This window comes from Planococcus halotolerans (assembly GCF_003289955.1).
Lineage (GTDB): Bacteria > Bacillota > Bacilli > Bacillales_A > Planococcaceae > Planococcus > Planococcus halotolerans.
In genome coordinates this window covers 656,010-671,368 of record NZ_QLZR01000001.1, presented here as the reverse complement: position 1 = coordinate 671,368, position 15,359 = coordinate 656,010, and the positions used below count along the sequence as shown (strand labels likewise).

The window sequence follows — 15,359 nt, the reverse complement described above, 5'->3', positions numbered from 1 at the left end:
TTTCTATACTCCTAATTTACAGGGGCAGAAACGGTACGAAAAGGACACATGTCCCATTAATCATTACGCAGATGAATAAGATAAGCAAGTTGGATATAGAAAACGGCGATATAAAGTGATGAACAACAGCATTTAGAGAATCGTATTAAAAGTAAGTGGAAGTATAAGAAACAGACAAATTGACATATCGAATTAATTCGATATAAGATGTCTGCATGGATAATTTAAATGTATTAGATATTTTCAAAGCTTTATCAAATGAAACCCGTCTAAATATTTTAAGGTGGCTGAGAGAACCGGAGAAGAATTTTCCAGCACAGCAAGCGCATTTGCCTAAGGAGGTAAGTATAGAAGGTGGCGTCTGTGTAGGAGATATTCAAGAAAAAGTGAATTTATCGCAATCTACCGTTTCCCATTATCTGTCGCTCATGCAAAAAGCAGGTTTGCTGGAAGCGGTGCGTTATGGACAATGGACTTATTACAGACGAAATGAAGAGACATTGGCGAAAATCACGAAATTCATCAACGAAGAAATCTGAGACATCGCTATGTCTTTTTTTAATTTGTCATATCGACATTTTTAGATATATCTATATTCAAAACATGCTTTCAATGGGAATGGAACGATTCATTCGTATTAAGTAAAAACAGCAACCAGGAGTGAATTTTTCATGACCACAAGTATAAAAAAAGAAATATTAACTGCAAAACAGAAAGTATTGGCATTTACACTGACGCTGTTGACGTTCGTCATGGGTACCAGTGAATTTGTCATTGTCGGCCTTTTAACTGAAGTTTCCTCCGATTTGAATATCAGCCTTGCAGTAGCGGGCACGCTGGTATCCGGCTTCGCCATCGCCTATGCAATCGGCACGCCGGTGATGACGGCTTACGTCAGCCGTTTTCCAAAATATCCGTTGATGCTGATACTGATTTCGTTGTTCATTATCGGAAATGTGATCAGTGCCTTATCCGGTTCTTATGAACTGTTAATCTTTTCGCGGGTCATAACTGCGGTTGTAAGCGGCGTTTTGGTGGCGCTGTCGATGAGTATTGCTGCCGACATCATGCCGGAAAGCAAAAAAGGGGCAATCATTGCGCTGATTTTTGCGGGCTTCACGATTTCTAATGTTATCGGAGTTCCTTTAGGGACACTCATCGGACAGCTCGGCAACTGGCAGCTGACTTTCTGGTTCACGACGCTGTTGGGCGTCATCAGTTTGATCATGAGCATCTTTATTTTGCCAAAAGGACTGAAAGTGGAAAAAGCATCGGCAAAAGAACAGCTAGGTTTGCTGACGAATCCGCGTATGATTCTGGCTTTCTTTATCCCGACATTTTCAATTGCAGGAACGTATACGATCTACACTTATATCACACCGATATTGGAAGAAGGTTTGTCTATTCCCACGAGTTTTGTGAGTGTGATTTTGCTGGCGTACGGAGCGTTTTCCATCTTCAGTAATGTATTGGCTGGAAAAATTGCCAGCAATAACGGTGTGAGTAAACTGCGTTATGTATTCATTGTCCAAGCTGTGATTTTAGGATCTTTGTATTTTACGATGGAGTCAACTTATGCCGGACTGATTAGTCTCATGCTGATGGCCGTGATGATCTATGCGATGAACGCAACCATTCAATTGTATTTGATGAATTTGGCCACAGTCTATTTTCCGGCAGCTAAAGATTTCGCCTCATCGTTAACGCCTGTAGCAGTTAATGTCGGCATTGCGCTGGGAGCAACGCTTGGGGGATACGTCGTGGCGAACGCCAGCCTCGTCCAGCTTTCCTGGGTCGGCGCATTATGTGCGCTAATTGCTTCGGGACTGGCATTTGCCAGCTACCGTTTGGACCGGAAGGAAAGCTTTGCTGCAGAGGAAGCTTATGAAGGATAGTGATTATAAAGAAAGTGAAACACCTTGCAGCCTGCAGGGTGTTTTTGCTTACTAAAAAAATAAAGCGCGTAAGCATCAAGCACTGCTATATAAGGAACTCTCTTTTAAAAGGTTATTTCTTCAGGAATTGACTGAAATTTCGGTTATAATACATATAAATCAAAAGCACGGAAGAAGTTTATTCAAGTTCAAAATCAATAAGGTACGTTCTTCACAATCTTTCCATCTGGAAGGGAGAGGACAGTATGCAAAATACTCAGAGCAGGAAGTTCGATAAACAAGCGAATAAGTACGATAAACTCCGGACACATGACAAGACGTTCAAATATCGGCAAAAAATTTTCACGGATATACAAGGCGAAGTATTGGAGGTTGGAATTGGAGTGGGGCTCAATTTCCCTCTATACAACAGGGATGTCGAATTGACCGGAGTGGACTTCAGCGAAGAAATGCTGAAAAGAGCTCGTCAGGCTGCAAAAGAATATCCGTTTAAAACCACACTTATTCAAGAAGATGTGGAGATGATCGATTTCCCTGAAAACAGTTTCGATGTAATCGTTTCTTCCGGAACTTTATGCGGTTATCAAAACCCGCTCGCCGTTTTGGACAACTTTCAAAAATGGTGCAGGCCAGAAGGGAAAATACTGCTGCTTGAGCACGGCATCAGTTCCAATAAACCTCTGTCATGGCTGCAGAAATCCCTGGATCCGCTGGCAGTGAAAATGGTGGGGTGCCACGCAAATCGCGACATCAGTGGGCTGGTTAAAAGTTCCAAGCTGAACTTTGCCAGAGAAGAGCGCTATCTGGCGGGGAATGTCTATTTGATATGGGCGAAGCCTTAAAGATCAGTGAATGAAGGATTATTGCTAATTCTATATGAAATACTGCTTCGCATAGATTAAGGAGGTATACGTCAATGGTGAAAAGCTAATCTGAGAAAATCATAAAATAAGAAAGTGGATTTTCTCTTTCAATGAATGGATATCAGATATAAAGGAGAGAGAAAATGTTAAATAAAATCAGTGATAAAACTTATTATTTATCCGATCAGGAAGATAAGGGACGGCCAGCATTAGGGTTGGTAAGTGGCGACCATTCCAGTCTTATAATTGATGCAGGCAATTCCCCCCGGCACGCTGAAGAATTCTTACAGGAAATCGAAAAGCTGAACCTGCCCCGGGTCGAATACGCAGTCATCACACATGCGCATTGGGATCATTTTATGGGCATGAATGAGTTTGATGCAACGATTATCGTCAACCATCAAACAAACGATCTGTTACAGAGATGGCTGAATTTCTCGTACGATGACCTTTCACTTCAAAAGCGTGTGTCGGATAAACAGATGAGTCCCCAATGTATGGAGATTCTGCAAGAAGATATGCCTGATAGGGACAATTTTAAGTTGAGAACTCCAGACTTAATATTTGATAAATCATTAGTTATCGATTTAGGGAATAAAAAATGTGTCATTGAAACAGTTGAAAGCACACATACAACCGACTCAACAATTGTCTATATTCCTGACGAAAAAGTACTCTTTTTGGGTGATTGCGCATATGGCACAACGACAAATGGTTTATTTTACTTCAAGCAATCCTTGTTGATGCCGATGATTCGGGACATTCAAAAATTCGATGCTGAATGGTTCGTTCTTGGCCATGAATCCATTTGCGATTTAGAGGAAATGGACCTTTATTGGAAAGAGCTGATTGCAGCAAGTGCGGCAGTGAAATCTGCATCACTTCAAAAGGCTGAGGAAAGTTTCAAGGCACAAAACAAAAGAGAACCGAATGAAAATGAATTATTTTTTATAAAAGCATTTGTGAATGACCGGATTATAAAGTCTCAAAGTTGATTTTATAGTTGAAAAGAAAGCTTATTGACTTATTCTGTTATTTCGATTAATCTGGATAAAATCTAAATACCGAATTATTGGAAATTTTAAGGACCAGTAAATAAACAGGACTTTTCCAGAGAAGATATCGAAAGCTGGGAGATATCCAAAGGCCGTTTATCGAACCTGCCTTTCATAACCTGTATTCAAAAATACAGCGGGTTATCCCGTTATCGATTCAGAGAGTAAAGCTTTGCTTTAAATAAGGGTGGTACCACCTCCAGGGGTCCCTTTGTTTGAAGCAGGGCTTTTTTATTTTTAAGGAAAACACTTGAGCAGTGGAATGGAGTGGAAAAGATGAAAAGAATCAAGTTAGTGAACCATCGGGAAGAATACTGTCATGAAATTTATCGGCTTTCTTCTGTTCCTCAAGTGAAAGATGCGCTGGGTTTACCGGATGGTACCGTGGAAGATACTAAATACTTCATCCAGAGGGTGCTTTCTGAAGAACAAATAGGCAGGACTGTTCCCCGGATTATTCTTGATGAAAATGACAGGCTGGTCGGTCTTACTGATTTAATGTTTATTGATCGTCAAAAGAAGTCTTGTCACATCGGTACATGGATTGGTTATGAATACTGGGGTCAAGGCTTTAACGAAGCTTCCAAGCTGGCTATGCTGCAGATTGCATTTGAAGAAATGGATCTGGATTATGTTTTTGCTGGGGCAAGAGCAGTGAATATCCGTTCTCAAAAAGCGCAGGAAAAGTTGCCGTTCATTCGCCTCCATGTAGAATCGGAATTCCCGGAAGAGCACAAGGCGTTGGAGAAAAAGGAGAAGCAGCCTTGCGTTTTAAATGTTTTTAGCAAAGAGAAATTTCTATCATATACAAAAGAAAAAGAATGGAAGCAGATTTCCCATCAATTTGTGAAGGAGAATGAACATGTCTAAACAAATGGTTGAAAAGATTACGAATATGGATGCAGATTTTGCCCAGTGGTATACGGATGTGGTAACAAAGGCGGAACTGATCGATTACTCAAGCGTAAGGGGATCCATGATCATTCGTCCCTACGGTTATGCGATTTGGGAGAATATCAAGGCCGCACTTGATGAAGAAATCAAACGAACGGGTCACGAGAATGTTTATATGCCCCTACTGATTCCTGAAAGCCTGCTCCAAAAGGAAAAAGACCATATCGAAGGATTTGCTCCTGAAGTGGCTTGGGTAACACACGGAGGGGACGAAAAACTGGCCGAACGATTATGTATTCGGCCGACTTCAGAAGTATTATTCGCCGAACACTATAAAAATATAATTCATTCATATCGGGACTTACCAAAGCTATATAATCAATGGGCAAATGTTGTCCGTTGGGAAAAAACCACAAGACCATTTTTACGGACTTTAGAGTTTTTGTGGCAGGAAGGGCATACATGCCATGAAACAGAAGAAGAGGCAGACGCTGAAACAACACAAATGCTGGGAATTTATGCCGATATTTGTGAAAGGGTGTTGGCGATTCCAGTGGTAAAAGGGCGTAAAACTGAAAAAGAGAAGTTCGCAGGAGCCAAGTACACATACACAATTGAAAGTTTAATGCACGATGGAAAAGCGCTTCAATCCGGAACCTCTCACAATCTGGGGACCGGATTCGCGGAAACGTTCGGTATTGAATTCCTGAACCGGACAGGGAAGCTGCAGCCGGTCCACCAAACCTCTTGGGGGTTCACGACAAGAATCATCGGGGCGATGATTATGGTGCACGGCGATGATAAAGGCTTGGTGCTGCCTCCGGCGATAGCACCGATTCAAGTGCTGATTGTGCCGATTGCCCAGCATAAGGAAGGTGTTCTTGATGCCGCCTATGCACTTCGAAACTCATTAAAAACGTCTGTAAGAATTAACATTGATGCAAGTGATAAAAAGCCGGGCTGGAAATTCAATGAGTCCGAAATGAAGGGTATTCCGATTCGCCTGGAAATCGGACCAAAAGATATTGAAAATCAGCAAGTTGTTCTGGTCAGAAGAGATACCGGTGAAAAGATCTGTGTTCAAAATCATGAGATTGATAAAAGAATACAAAGCTTGTTGCAAGAGATTCAACAGTCTATTTTTGCAAAAGCGTTGGAACATCGGGTGAATAATACAAACGTAGCATTCAATATGGGAGATTTTAAAGAGCAGCTCCTGGATGGCGGCGGATTTATCAAGGCAATGTGGTGCGGTGCCCAGACCTGTGAAGATTTGATAAAAGAGCAGACACAAGCCACAGCACGATGTATCCCGTTTGAGGAAGAAGCGGTTTCGGATGCTTGTGTTTATTGCGGAAAAGCTGCTGAGGAATTGGTGTATTGGGCGAAAGCTTATTAGAGAAGATTAATGGCCAATTCATTTGAAAGAATCGGTGTACTTTGAATAAATAAGAGACGGGTGAATTATGCATATTGATCAGAAGAAAGACTTGTTATTTGCCCCGGTAATCAATCACGTCAAAAATACAGCAGAGGCGGTAGACTGCTCAGGTTCTGCGCTTTTGATTATGCAGAATGGGGAAGTTGCAGTGGAAGAATACTGGGGCATGCATTCGAAGGAAGTGGATGCGAAAAGAGTGCAAGAAACGACGCAATTTCACATTGCTTCAGTAAGAAAATGCTATATCGGTTTTGCCGCCGCATATGCTGTCCATGAAGGATTTATCAGGTCGATCGATGATTTGGTGACGGAATATGTTCTGACTGACGAAGCTAAACTCTTCAAGGGAGTGACGATTCGGCATCTTTTGACTCATACGCATGGCTTAAAAAAGAGTGGCAGCGAAATTCAAAGGGAATTCCTGTCTGGCGAAAGTTGGGCATACCGGGGAATCGGCATCGATACTTTAACTGAAGTCATTGAAAATGCGACTGGCAGGAGCATTGCAGAAATTCTGACGGAACAAGTCTTCAGCAAATTAGATTTTACTGAAACAGGCTGGCATGCTGAAATGAACGGAAATCTAGTGGATGTGATAAGAGATCCGGACGATATAAGCTGGTACAACGGCACGAGTGTGTCCGGCAATGAACGGAATATGTACGTTTCTGTGAGGGAACTGGCCAAATGGGGAGAGCTTCACCTGAATAAGGGGCGCGCAGCCGGCGAACAACTTGTCCCGAGTGACATCATCGAGCTGGCTACTGCGGTTCAAAGTCCGAAAATGTTGGAGGCGGATTTACCACAGAACGGATTTTTATGGTTTGTGAAAGACATGCCTGCCAAACAGACCGAAATAGGGGATTCAGTTCCGGAAGGTTCCTTTCAAATACTGGGTTATACAGGGGTCACGCTTCTTGTGATTCCGAAATATAATCTGGTGGCTGTCAGAGCTTTCAACAGTTTTGGCTCTCCGGCGGGGTATGATTATCTGGAAGACGTAAGGGCGTTTGGGGATGTTCTGGTTGGTTGTATATAATAAATACGCTTAAGAAAGTAAGAATTGTTTTTTGGACAGAAAAAGGGAGATAAGCGAAATGGAATCAGTACCGGAAATAGTATTAGTAGGGACATATCATTTTGTTCAACATGAGGAAACGTTGACGAATAAGGAAATGGAAATATTGAACCTGGTTGATTTACTGGCGGAATTAAAACCCTCAAAGGTTGCGGTGGAATGGGAGAAAAGTGTACAAAAGGATTTAAATGTAGATTACACCAAGAACCCTGAAGAATATTCAATGAATGAAATTGAACAGATAGGATTCAGGTTAGCCAGCCAATTAAATCATAAGGAAATTTTTGCAATCAACTGGAGTGGTCACTTAACTCAGGAAGAGATGATTTTACTTAATCAATCGATTCAAACGGATCATCCTGCTGTTTTACGGGTAATCGAAAATTACAGCACCCCTTCTATTAGTTCCGGCGTTTCATTAATAGAAGCTTATCGGAAACTGAATAATAAAGAAAAAAATGCTGAGTTGGAAAAAATGTATCTATCATTTCTTTCAGTAGTACATAATGGGCAGAATATCGGCCATACTTTTTTAAGTAAGTGGGTTGAAAGAGAATTAATGATTGTGAAAAACGTTTTTGACATCGTTGAAAAACCAGAAGAACGAGTTCTTTTGCTGGTTGGTGGCGATCATTTATGGATGCTTACCAAATTATTTGAAGGAAAGGGATGGAAGGTAATAAACCCTTTTGAGAGTTGATTTAACAATATACTAAAATTGAAGATAAAGAAGAGATTTTCACGAGGAGCTGATTTTTATGCCAATGGAACAAGAAATGCACGGGTTGCTGATCGGCGGTTTTTCTTTGGTCGTTGGCTTAATGATTCTGGTGACCTTATTTTTATGGATTCGAAGCAAAAATAATAATTTAGCTTACGCTTCTGTCCTTGCTCATTTTCTTCTTTTGTCTGTCGCTCTGTATTTCTTGTTTAGAGCCATTACTTTTAATGTGGATCACCCCATGGCTTCCGAAGAAATATCGCTTCGAGTTGGTGTCTCAGGAAGCATCTGGGCGGTAAGTATGATTTGTCTGTTGATTGGGTTAATCAAATTTTCCAAGGTGAATAGAGTTTACTGACTTTCATATTTTAATGGCGGCTATTCATATATCTTTAAACACCAAGGAAGAAACTTTATGTTTCTTCTTTATTATTTTATGAAGAATTGTAATTGTAAGAAGATGTAGAAAAAATAATTGATTCTTTTAACCTTCTTTACCTCGGAAATTATACTGTAAAAGAAGAGGACTTAATTTATTTGATCGGTTTATAGTTGCTGGCGTTTAAGTTTCCGTATGAAGGAAATGGTAGGGAAAAAGAACGGTTAAGTTTGGAAAGAAAAGAAAGTGGGCACTTATAGCTGGAGACATAGCTCATTGTAAGTGGGACATTAAATCCTTATTATTGATTGTTCTGATGCTGTCGCTTTCGGTAAATGATTTTTTATGAAAAAACAATATCCAACAAGAAGGGGAGTGCTCGTATGGCGGGCGTTAACTGGTTGAGTTTGTTATTCATAATTGGATTTATTGTTGTGCATTTCAGCGCAAAATATTTGAAACTCTCTACAGAAAATCCTAGAAGTCCTTGGCTGTCTGCTTTTGGTGGAGCGACCATTGCTTATGTCTTCCTGTACCTGATGCCTGAACTGCATAAGTATCTTGAAGTGATAAAGAAGGCAGTAGGTGACAGCTGGTTAAGTTTCTTCGGTGATTACACGTATTTACTGGCATTACTGGGATTGCTTGCTTACTTCGGTCTGGATTCCTGGGCAAAATCAAAGGGAAAATCAGAAAACACAGGATCACGTTCGACCTCTGTGTTTCTTGTCCACATTTCTTCTTTCTTTTTATACAACCTGATTATTGGCTACTTGTTAATTAGGGAGGACTTCTCCAGCCAGTGGAGCATGGCTCTTTACTTTTTGGCATTGGCAGCCCATTTTGCAGCTACCGACCATACATTGAAAGAAATCCATAAAAAAGATTATGACAAATATGGAAGATGGTTTTTAGTAGCTGCTATATTTACCGGCTGGTTGATTGGTGTCATTTTTAAAGTTCACGAAGTGATTGTCGGCATCGCTGTCTCTGTTTTGGCAGGGGGGATTCTCTTGAATGTCTTCAAAGATGAATTGAAGGAAGGCAACTTGAAAACCTATCTGGCATTTCTAGGCGGGGCAGTTGTAATTGCTTTTCTTTATATGTTGGTAAATAGTTTATAGAGGTAAGAACAGAACTTCCAAAAATATATAACTAAAAAGGAAGAAACTTGCAAATGTTTCTTCCTTTTTTTGACCTGGTAATTATGCTGAAAGGTATTTATAAATTCAGGAGTATAATGGTAGAGCGGGAATTAATTTTAAATCTTAAATCCTCTGTTTGCTAAAGTAACTTAATCAAATCAATCTGCAAGTATTTCATAGCAGACAGTTAATTGACTATTTATCATCACATTGGCGTGTCGATTAGATTTAAATCAAAGAAAATGGCGGTGGCAAAAATTTGGCTAATTACATACAGAAAATGCGGAAACTGATCGGCACTCAAGCTCTTATGGTAGTTGGGGCAATGGTTGCTGTCTTTAACGAAAAGGGAGAGATTCTACTTCAGCAGCGTGTTGATATAAAAAAATGGGGCTTTCCTGGCGGCGTGATGGAGTATGGTGAAAGTTTGGAAGAAACGGCCCTGCGTGAGCTATATGAAGAGACGGGATTAAAAGCTAAAGACTTGAAATTATTAGAAGTTCTTTCCGGAGAAAAAGAATGTCATCAATACCCAAATGGCGATGAGATATATGGTGTGACTGCAGTTTTCACCACTTCTACTGCAAGCGGTGAGTTATGCATCAATGATGGAGAAAGCATAAATATAGAATTTTTTTCTCTAGAAAATCTTCCTTCTAATTTGGTTGGAAAATCGGAGTATATAATCAGTAAATATTTTTTGTGAATGTGTTTACTTATACAAATGGAAATCTCAAGTGGGAGGGAAGAAGATGAAAGTTGTGCTGCAATCATTGATGGGAGTAACAGCTCTTTACGGAGTTTATACCGTAGCTGCACTTACCGCAGGATACATACAGACCAGGAATTACAAACCGGATTTTGAAGCTGCTTGGGTAAATGCAGAGAATCTGCCTAAAGAGGTATCTTTTGGCCAAGCACCTTCACCGTTTTTGCACGGAGGTATATTTATAGGGGCGCTATGGTATATAGAAATGCATTAATTACTAAGAACCGTAGGTAGATATCATATTTTTATTTATTTTACAAAAAAAGGTTATAGTTGTGTAAAAAGGGTATACTAACAAGTACGAATAATTTTAAATACCAAAGGGGACATTTTATGACATATATACTGACTCTTTTTGAAGTCATGGAGATACGTGAATTGCTTTCCCTTAAAATAGCTTCGCTTAAGAAAAGTAAGTTATTTCTCACTACTGTTCATGATTCCACGGGTTCATTAAAGGCTGATATTAACCTATCCATCCAAGAAATCACGGATTTAGAGAATGTATTGATTAACGCTGCTGTTTAATTTAACATAAAAAATCCAAGCGATTTTGAATATATACATTCCCACGCCCGCTGCATCCACTTTGCAAGCGTGTTTTTTTTGTTCTTTTTCGTGACTGATCAGTGTCCATAGAAAAAGCTTCACTGTAACTTTTCATCCGATAAATCGGTCTCATTGTCATAAAGGGGTTGATGAAATGAAACGGTTGGCAGCAATGGTCTTAGTTGGTGGTTTGATCCTTTCTGGATGCCAAGATATACAGGTAAATGAGGATTCTTCGCAAACCACTAAGCAGGAGCCGAGCGAAAATGGCTTTTCCGCGTTGCCGACAGAGGATGTGATTGAGAGTACAACTTCCGGTGAAATAAAGAATATGAGCCGGTTCCAGACATTTTTAGAACATGCCAATGAAAAAGAACCGGATCATATCCAGATTGTCCAGTTCACGACCGAAGGGGATCCGATTTCCCGGGATCTTCAATTTGATGGTACTGAATTCAAATCCGTCTTGAACAGTTCAAGGGATAGATATGGTTCAGGTGGTATAAGCGAGGCGGTTTGTTCTGACATAACGACGACAGAAACAACTGAAAGAACCGATTATCTGCTTGAAGGCTGTGAAAATACAGAAGAGATTGATTTACTGATCGTCTGGAAATAGCTGTCCGAGGCGGAGAGGTAATACCTTTCTTTGTTGTATTTACTTTATGGTTCTGTAGCTAATAGTTTTTTCACTGATATAAAAAAAATACCCCGAACAAGTGACACGATTAAATGTGTCCCTCATTCGGGGTATTTTAAATCTTAAATTTATAAGCCGTTATTTGCACCATTTTACTCAGCTTTTAGCAGCTAATGACTGGGCGTGCGACTGTTTTACTTCCTCGAGCAGCGCGGCTTCGGTCAAAAGGCGGTAGCCAGTATTCGCCAATGCTTTTGCTCCGCGGATCAAAGCTTCATCGCCTTGCGGAGATTTGGCTGCTTCACGAAACTCAACCGTGTGGCCGATTAAATCATCCGGACCGATTTTGATATAAGGGTGAGCGGTCGGAATGACGTGGCTGATATTGCCGGCGTCTGTCGAACCGATTCCGGTGTTGCGGGATGTCGCTACTGTTTCGCCGACAGCTTCCAATTCTTCGCGGACTACTGCATCCAAAGTGGAAGTTATGACAAGATCTTTCACTTCGTTCTGGAAACGGACAATTTTGACGGTAGTGCCTGTAGCCAGTGCAGCGCCTTCAGCTATAGCACGTATTTTCGTCGCTGTTTCCGAAGCTTTTTTCCAGGAATCTCCGCGGATGTAGAAGCGGGCTGCGGCATATTCCGGAATGATGTTAGGCGCATCGCCGCCGTGGGTGATAATGCCGTGTACGCGGGCATCAGATGGCAATTGCTGGCGAAGCGCGTTGATGCTGTTGAATAGCTGGAGCACTGCATCGAGTGCATTGATGCCTTCTTCCGGCGACCCTGCCGCATGAGCAGGCTTTCCGTAGAAATGGAATTCAAGCGGATCAACAGCAAGTGAAGGCGTGGTTGTCGAAGACCTGCCCGATGGATGGATCATCAATGCAGCATCAATCCCTTCAAGCAAACCGTGCTTTACAAAACTACCTTTTGCGCTGCCGTTCGGACCGCCTTCTTCTGCTGGAGTTCCCAGCACGACAACGCGTCCGCCGGTAGTGGAAAAAGTTTCAGACAGCGCAATCGCAGCCGCGACACTTGTCGTGCCGATAATATTGTGGCCGCAGGCGTGTCCGATGCCGGGAAGAGCATCATATTCAGCAAGATAGGCAATTGTCGGACCAGGTAATGAACTTTCCTTGCTGGCATAAAAAGCAGTGTCATGACCGGCAACGCTTGCTTCTACCGAAAAGCCCGCTTCTTTCAGCAATGTAATGAGAGTGGCGCTGGCAAAAGCTTCCTGGTTTCCGATTTCAGGCTTGGCGTGAATTGCCTGGCTGGTTGCGATATACTTCTCGCGTCTTGAATCGATGGACTGGGAAATGGTTTGATTTGCCTCTTTAATAGCTGTCATCTGAATTCCTCCTCAAATTTTATTTGTAATCGACCAATTCTTCTACAGTTACGAAAGTTGGAATTTGTGCGCCTTTCGTATGCTCGACGATAAAGTCAGCTGTGTCTTCCTGCTGGTAAAGTTCAACGATTTTCAGAAAATCTTCGTCTTCCGCATTTTCTTCGCTTGCAGCAATCAAGTTGATATAAGGCGTAGCCGTATCGCTTTCACGGGCAATTGGATCATCAGTCGGATTCAAGCCAGCGTCAACTGCAATCCCGTTGTTGACGATTGATGCCGCAACGTCTGCCATTGCACGCGGTGTCTGTGCTGCCACCATAGGAACGATTTCAAGATTTTTCGGATTTTCAATAATATGGTCGGCTGTTCCGGTCAAACCGGCATCGTCCGATAGTTTGATCAATCCGGCTTCCTGAAGCAGCAAGAGTGCACGGCCCATATTGGTGGCTTCGTTTGGCACGGCAATCTGCGAACCTTCCGGAAGTTCATCGATGGAATCGTACTTTTCAGAGTAGAGGCCCATTGGAGCAATTACTGTAGAGCCGATTGGGACAATATCGATATTATGCTCTTCGACAAATTCGTCAAAATAAGAAATCGTCTGGAATGCGTTCAAATCGAGTTCACCTTCTGCCAAGGCGATGTTCGGTGCCACGTAATCAGAGAACGTAACGATTTCAAGGTCGATGCCTTCTTTTTCCGCTTTATCGGCGATGTAGTCCCAGATTGTCGTATCCGAGCCGCTGATGCCAAGTGTGACTTTCCGGTTGCCGTCTCCAGCACCTTCAGTTTCGTTGCCGCATGCTGCGAGTGTTAAAGCCAAAACGGCCAGTAAGAATAGCGTTGTAATTTTTTTCATGTATGATTCCTCCAATGTTTTATTAATATGAATTATTAACGACGGCGAACGCGCCGTGATAAAAGATTGCCGCCGGATTGGACGCCTTGTACAAGGACGACCAGGATAGCTACGGTAACGAACATGACGAGTGTGTCAAAACGTTGGTAGCCGTAGGTGATGGCCAAGTCGCCGAGGCCGCCTCCGCCAATAGCTCCGGCCATGGCGGATGCGCCGATCAAGCCGACGATTGCGATTGTCAAAGCCAGAACAAGCGAACTTAAGGCTTCTGGTATCAGGAAGCGGAAAACAATCTGGAATGGCGATGCGCCCATTGCCTGAGCGGCTTCGATAACTCCTTTATCGACTTCAAGGAGCGAGTTTTCAATCAGCCGTGCGATATAAGGCCCGGCGTAAAAAACGAGTGGAACGATCGCCGCTGCCGTTCCGATGGATGTGCCAACAATAATGCGGGTCAACGGAATGATGGCGACCATCAGGATGATGAAAGGGACGGACCGGAAAATATTGATGATGACATTAAGAACTTTTGAAACAGGTTCATTTTCCAGTAGATGGCCTTTTCGTGTAACGACCAATAAGAGTCCCAGTACAAAACCGATTATTAGGGAGAACAGAAAGGCAACCCCTGTCATGTAGATTGTTTCCCATAAGGCTTCCAAAATCTGTTCGTTATCAACTAGCATAGTTCAGGACCTCCTCGACATTGACATTGCCTTCCTGGATATCTGCCAGCGCTTTTTTTATCTCTTCGGCAGGCCCGGTGAATTCAACGATGAGATTGCCGTACGGCGCGCCCTGCAATTCGGTGATGTTGCCGAACAGGACGTTCAGATCCAATTGATATTTTCGTGAGATACGGGACATCAGCGGCTGGCCGACCGATGTGCCTGTAAATTGAATCCGGTAAATGGAATTTTTACGGCTTGGATTTTGTAACTGTTTCAGCAGCGATTCCGGCAGTTCATCATTCATGACGGAGCGGACAAACCGCTGCGTGGTCGGCTGCTGCGGATTCGTAAACACTTCGAACACCGTTCCTTGCTCAATGACTTTTCCAGCTTCGAGCACGGCCACTTTGTCGCAGATTTCGCGGATAACACCCATCTCGTGGGTGATCAGCAGAATGGTGATGTTGTATTCCCGGTTGATGCGGCGCAGCAATTCCAGAATCGATTGGGTTGTCTGCGGGTCAAGCGCGGAAGTGGCTTCGTCACAAAGCAGGACCGATGGATTTGTGGCCAAAGCGCGTGCAATGCCGATGCGCTGTTTCTGGCCGCCCGACAGCTGGTCGGGATATTTGGTTGCCTGGTCGGAAAGGCCGACAAAGTCGAGCAGCTCTTTTACCTGCTCCTTGATTTTGTTTTTCGGCGTGTTTGCCAGAATAAGCGGCATCGCGACATTGTGGAAAACCGTTTTCGAATTCAGCAAGTTGAAATGCTGGAATATCATGCCGATGTCTTTCCGTGTTTTCCGGATTTCCTTTGCCGATAAAGTGGAAATGTCTTTACCGTTTATCAGTACATGCCCGCTGCTTGGGCGTTCCAGCAGATTGACTGTGCGGATGAGGGAGCTTTTGCCGGCCCCGCTAAAGCCGATCACTCCGAAGATCTCTCCAGTTTCGACAGTGAGATCGATGCCATTCAATGCATGGATTTCCTGTTTCCCTGACTGATAGGTTTTTGTAACTCCCTCGAATTGAATCATTTGTACGC

18 protein-coding genes and 1 other annotated feature are annotated in these 15,359 nt (G+C 42.6%); of the genes, 14 read left to right on the top strand and 4 right to left on the bottom strand.

The genetic code is table 11. From position 1 onward, the window contains the following. Nucleotides 1-215: 215 nt before the first annotated feature. The 14 genes from DP120_RS03190 to DP120_RS03125 all read left to right on the top strand — a co-directional run bounded on the left by DP120_RS03190 (nt 216) and on the right by DP120_RS03125 (nt 11,408). On the top strand, nt 216-539 hold the full coding sequence (locus tag DP120_RS03190; RefSeq protein ID WP_112221740.1) for an ArsR/SmtB family transcription factor: 324 nt from the start codon (nt 216-218) through the stop codon (nt 537-539). A 132-nt stretch (nt 540-671) separates the two neighbouring features. Further along, nucleotides 672-1,895, top strand: a complete 1,224-nt coding sequence (locus DP120_RS03185) for an MFS transporter (RefSeq protein ID WP_112221738.1) — start codon at nt 672-674, stop codon at nt 1,893-1,895. Between the two features lie 245 nt (nt 1,896-2,140). Continuing rightward, nucleotides 2,141-2,737, top strand: a complete 597-nt coding sequence (locus DP120_RS03180; RefSeq protein WP_112221737.1) for a class I SAM-dependent methyltransferase — start codon at nt 2,141-2,143, stop codon at nt 2,735-2,737. 164 nt (nt 2,738-2,901) lie between these two features. After that, complete coding sequence (locus DP120_RS03175) at nt 2,902-3,753, top strand: MBL fold metallo-hydrolase (protein ID WP_112221736.1); 852 nt, start codon at nt 2,902-2,904, stop codon at nt 3,751-3,753. 74 nt (nt 3,754-3,827) lie between these two features. Next, nucleotides 3,828-4,027: a binding site (T-box leader), on the top strand. 62 nt (nt 4,028-4,089) lie between these two features. Then, nucleotides 4,090-4,683 (top strand): GNAT family N-acetyltransferase, encoded by a 594-nt coding sequence (locus DP120_RS03170; RefSeq protein ID WP_112221734.1) that lies wholly within the window; start codon nt 4,090-4,092, stop codon nt 4,681-4,683. Further along, the gene (proS, locus tag DP120_RS03165; protein WP_112221732.1) at nt 4,676-6,106 is read left to right on the top strand and encodes a proline--tRNA ligase; all 1,431 of its coding nucleotides are present in this window, start codon (nt 4,676-4,678) and stop codon (nt 6,104-6,106) included. Before DP120_RS03170 ends, proS begins: the two co-directional genes overlap by 8 nt. 67 nt (nt 6,107-6,173) lie before the next feature. Further along, nucleotides 6,174-7,187, top strand: coding sequence for a serine hydrolase domain-containing protein (locus DP120_RS03160; RefSeq protein ID WP_112221730.1), 1,014 nt, complete (start codon nt 6,174-6,176; stop codon nt 7,185-7,187). 58 nt (nt 7,188-7,245) lie between these two features. After that, the gene (locus DP120_RS03155; protein WP_112221728.1) at nt 7,246-7,926 is read left to right on the top strand and encodes a DUF5694 domain-containing protein; all 681 of its coding nucleotides are present in this window, start codon (nt 7,246-7,248) and stop codon (nt 7,924-7,926) included. Nucleotides 7,927-7,984: 58 nt separating this feature from the next. Continuing rightward, entirely contained in the window at nt 7,985-8,305 is a 321-nt protein-coding gene (locus DP120_RS03150; protein ID WP_165843706.1) for a hypothetical protein, read from the top strand. A 404-nt stretch (nt 8,306-8,709) separates the two neighbouring features. Beyond that, nucleotides 8,710-9,450, top strand: coding sequence for a hypothetical protein (locus DP120_RS03145; protein WP_112221726.1), 741 nt, complete (start codon nt 8,710-8,712; stop codon nt 9,448-9,450). A 280-nt stretch (nt 9,451-9,730) separates the two neighbouring features. After that, nucleotides 9,731-10,177 (top strand): NUDIX hydrolase, encoded by a 447-nt coding sequence (locus tag DP120_RS03140; protein ID WP_240611953.1) that lies wholly within the window; start codon nt 9,731-9,733, stop codon nt 10,175-10,177. 46 nt (nt 10,178-10,223) lie between these two features. Next, nucleotides 10,224-10,454 carry a hypothetical protein gene (locus DP120_RS03135; RefSeq protein ID WP_112221724.1) on the top strand — a complete coding sequence of 77 codons (231 nt, stop codon included), beginning with the start codon at nt 10,224-10,226 and terminating at the stop codon, nt 10,452-10,454. Nucleotides 10,455-10,573: 119 nt separating this feature from the next. Beyond that, nucleotides 10,574-10,768: a hypothetical protein gene (locus tag DP120_RS03130; protein ID WP_112221723.1), complete on the top strand. Its 195-nt coding sequence runs from the start codon at nt 10,574-10,576 to the stop codon at nt 10,766-10,768. A gap of 175 nt (nt 10,769-10,943) precedes the next feature. Then, complete coding sequence (locus DP120_RS03125) at nt 10,944-11,408, top strand: DUF4362 domain-containing protein (RefSeq protein ID WP_112221721.1); 465 nt, start codon at nt 10,944-10,946, stop codon at nt 11,406-11,408. A 177-nt stretch (nt 11,409-11,585) separates the two neighbouring features. On the opposite strand, the gene DP120_RS03120 is transcribed toward DP120_RS03125, so the two are convergent. Genes DP120_RS03120 through DP120_RS03105 form a run of 4 tightly spaced genes read right to left on the bottom strand, consistent with a single transcriptional unit; the run spans nt 11,586 to nt 15,351 of the window. Further along, complete coding sequence (locus DP120_RS03120; RefSeq protein WP_112221719.1) at nt 11,586-12,785, bottom strand: M20 family metallopeptidase; 1,200 nt, start codon at nt 12,783-12,785, stop codon at nt 11,586-11,588. A gap of 19 nt (nt 12,786-12,804) precedes the next feature. Next, nucleotides 12,805-13,644, bottom strand: a complete 840-nt coding sequence (locus DP120_RS03115) for a MetQ/NlpA family ABC transporter substrate-binding protein (RefSeq protein WP_112221718.1) — start codon at nt 13,642-13,644, stop codon at nt 12,805-12,807. 35 nt (nt 13,645-13,679) lie between these two features. Then, nucleotides 13,680-14,330, bottom strand: a complete 651-nt coding sequence (locus tag DP120_RS03110) for a methionine ABC transporter permease (protein WP_112221716.1) — start codon at nt 14,328-14,330, stop codon at nt 13,680-13,682. Continuing rightward, nucleotides 14,320-15,351, bottom strand: coding sequence for a methionine ABC transporter ATP-binding protein (locus DP120_RS03105; RefSeq protein WP_112221714.1), 1,032 nt, complete (start codon nt 15,349-15,351; stop codon nt 14,320-14,322). The genes DP120_RS03110 and DP120_RS03105 overlap by 11 nt, the downstream gene beginning before the upstream one ends. Nucleotides 15,352-15,359 lie beyond the last annotated feature (8 nt).